General features: G+C 47.0%; 2 protein-coding genes. Both read left to right on the top strand.

Annotation, left to right across the window (positions count from 1 at the left end; translation table 11 throughout):
- The first annotated feature begins 388 nt into the window (after positions 1 to 388).
- Positions 389 to 1,414: a hypothetical protein gene (locus BMX17_RS25710; RefSeq protein WP_139203798.1), complete on the top strand. Its 1,026-nt coding sequence runs from the start codon at positions 389 to 391 to the stop codon at positions 1,412 to 1,414.
- A 685-nt stretch (positions 1,415 to 2,099) separates the two neighbouring features.
- Positions 2,100 to 2,660 (top strand): hypothetical protein, encoded by a 561-nt coding sequence (locus tag BMX17_RS24660; RefSeq protein WP_092665250.1) that lies wholly within the window; start codon positions 2,100 to 2,102, stop codon positions 2,658 to 2,660.
- Positions 2,661 to 2,763: the final 103 nt, after the last annotated feature.

The raw sequence follows: 2,763 nt of genomic DNA on the forward strand, positions 1-2,763 counted from the left end.
GCCCAACCCGGCCAGGGGTACGAGGAAGGCTCAGTGATCGGCCAACGTCACATTCAGCTGCGTGTGTGCAAAACCCGAGTGCTCAGTGTAGATGCTTACCGACCGCTTCAATAGTTCTGGCGGGGGGATTAAACCAGCGCGAAACTATGGCTCAAGATCTCCAGATACTACTACAACCGTAATTGGCCGAACCAAGTATTAGATGGCCGCACTCTTGCCGAGGAGGTCCTATACTATACATTGCCATTCAACATACTGATAGAAAAGCATTTACTATATGTGTGTATCTAATAGAATGCACTCTGAAATGAGACGACGTAACTTCGTAAGAACTGGTACGGCAATCCTGGGTAGTACTGTTATAATCGGCAATGCAAACGCTAGTTCATTGGAAGGCAAGGACATAGAGCAATACGAGCAGTATTGTGACGGTTTGATAAATGACCACGGGCAGATCGAAACCCAAAAATCAGCACAAATCGAGGGGGGTAGTGTCAAAGAACTCCAGCGAAAACCCCAAAAAAGAGACGTTAAAAAGGGGCGAAGAAGAACCAAAACCTCTCCATCTGAAGCCAAACAATCAGAAAAGGAAGATCCCCTTGAAATAGAGGGACAAAAGATGTCAGCCCTAAAAAATAGTTCAAAAGGGCTGTCCGCAGTCGAAAAGCAGCGACATGAGGATGGAACTAAGGTAACACAGGTTATTTCGGGAGAGGATACCTCGGATATTACAGTAGAGATTAACGGTCGACGGTTTAGTCTGAAGCGAGAAAAGGTGAAAGAGACATTAGAAAAACGCATGAAGGAAGCCAAAGAAGAACTTGAAAAAGAATCTGATCAAGAAAGAGAAGCGACCACACAAGTCACAACATCAAGCATACAAGCTGCTGATTGGACGGGCTTTGAAGATTGGACTTCAGGGCAGATCAATGTCCCAGTTACAGGTGATACCTTTAATGAGGCCGGCCCGTCTCACGCTGAGTCTGCTTCAAGTGCTACCGTCGCCGGAGCCGCCTCCGGCTATGCGAAGGCCTGGACTGGTCACTCCTGGTCGTCAAATAAGTCACTCATCGCAAACTTTGAAGGGGGGTATAATGCCTCTGCCTGGAATGCGTTGGCCACTTCTGAATTAACATTAGAGTTCTTCATCGATAATTCAAACGGTGATCAGATTGGTCATACAACCACTCGGAAAAAGAGTACTTTCCTTGGTGATTATTGGACAGAGGAGTCAGACTACTCTGAAAACATCTATATGGAAGATCCACCAGATTACTTTTATGTCAACATGAAAGCTGAATCCGTTGCTGCGGCAATAGGAACCTCACAGACAGCTATTTCGGCCGCAGAAGCACCTTACGGACAATTCGAAGGCTACTATAACTTGGACAATTACACCCTGAAGGAAACGTAAATAACCACAAACAAGCTTTATCTGGTATTAAATATTCTTGGGCTGATTTTATACATCCATACAAGCCCAACTGCAATTCCAATCGGGAGTAGAATACCCTGCACTAGTCCTATTTCAGCAGGGTCAGATGAGGCGATGAGTTGACCTATCGTCACTGCTCCAAGACAACCAACCGCTATCGCACCTGCGATACTTTCTGTGGTTTTTCTTTTTCGAGTTCGCGGACCAATACGGTCTCGGTAATAAAGATACACCAAAATCGAAGGAATGAACACTGTGACAATAGCTGCAATGGTTCCCGCATACACAGCATTCCGACTAGACGCGTCAAAGTATGTCCAAACCCCGGCAGAAACTCCTGCAAACAGTGTGAGTGCCAAAGGGACCAAATATGTTATCGGTACCATCAACTGAAATCACTTTTCTAGATCCATATCAACCTTATCCTCCCACGATATTATTAATAAATTAATAACACTGAACAGGGTCGGGAACTATGTGAAGACCTATACGGGGCAGGTCTGAGATTGAGTACTCGCGGACGAGGTGAATCATGAGTGCAGAACCTGTACTGAGCGACTCTCAGCCAGGAACCAGATGCGATCTCTAACTTCTCAGTGTACGTGCAAACCACTCAGCGGCAGAAAGTATTTATCAGCAAAGAATCACGACCCAATACTCTGGGATGAAGTGGACCTCACAACGATCGAGTACCGTTGTTTTCGGATTGGGAATACTTATCATCGCAATTTCTGTAGCCTTCCCAGACGTAGTGGTCTGGGATATTTTCGCGGTCGGTATCGGTGGGGTCTACGCGACGACAGCTGTGATGTTCACCCTGTACGAACTGTTTGGGGCGAGGGATCATGTTCCGTTCACCTACGCACTGTTGGTGGCGCTGATGGCGGTAGCTGTCGGGTACAGTCTCGAAGCAATTCAGTGGGCGTCCTCGTTTTATGGAGATTCGATTGTCGATTTCATATCTGTACTCTGGGCACCCTATGGAGTCGCTTCGTTTGTCGTCGCGTTTCTCTCACCGTACACGATCGCTGAGAGTAGTATGCAACGGAAGAAGATCAACGTAATCGTTGGACTGGTGTTTGTCCTGATGATCAACATCAATCTGTTGACGAGTGATTCATTTATTCCCGGCCTTTCCCTGATATACATCCTGTCTCAGACCGTCGTCGGTCTGATGGTGGGTCTTCCCATGTATCTCTATAGTTGGTCTCTCAGAAGCGACTAGTCGGTCCCCTGTATCAAGCGCTCGGCTGTGTTGCACCTGACCAAGACTGGAAGACGGAGAGCCAGCGTACGATCCAGAAAAGTAGCTGAGATGGCAGAGAAGC

The organism is Halorientalis persicus, assembly GCF_900110215.1.
In the GTDB taxonomy this organism is placed as follows: Archaea; Halobacteriota; Halobacteria; order Halobacteriales; family Haloarculaceae; genus Halorientalis; species Halorientalis persica.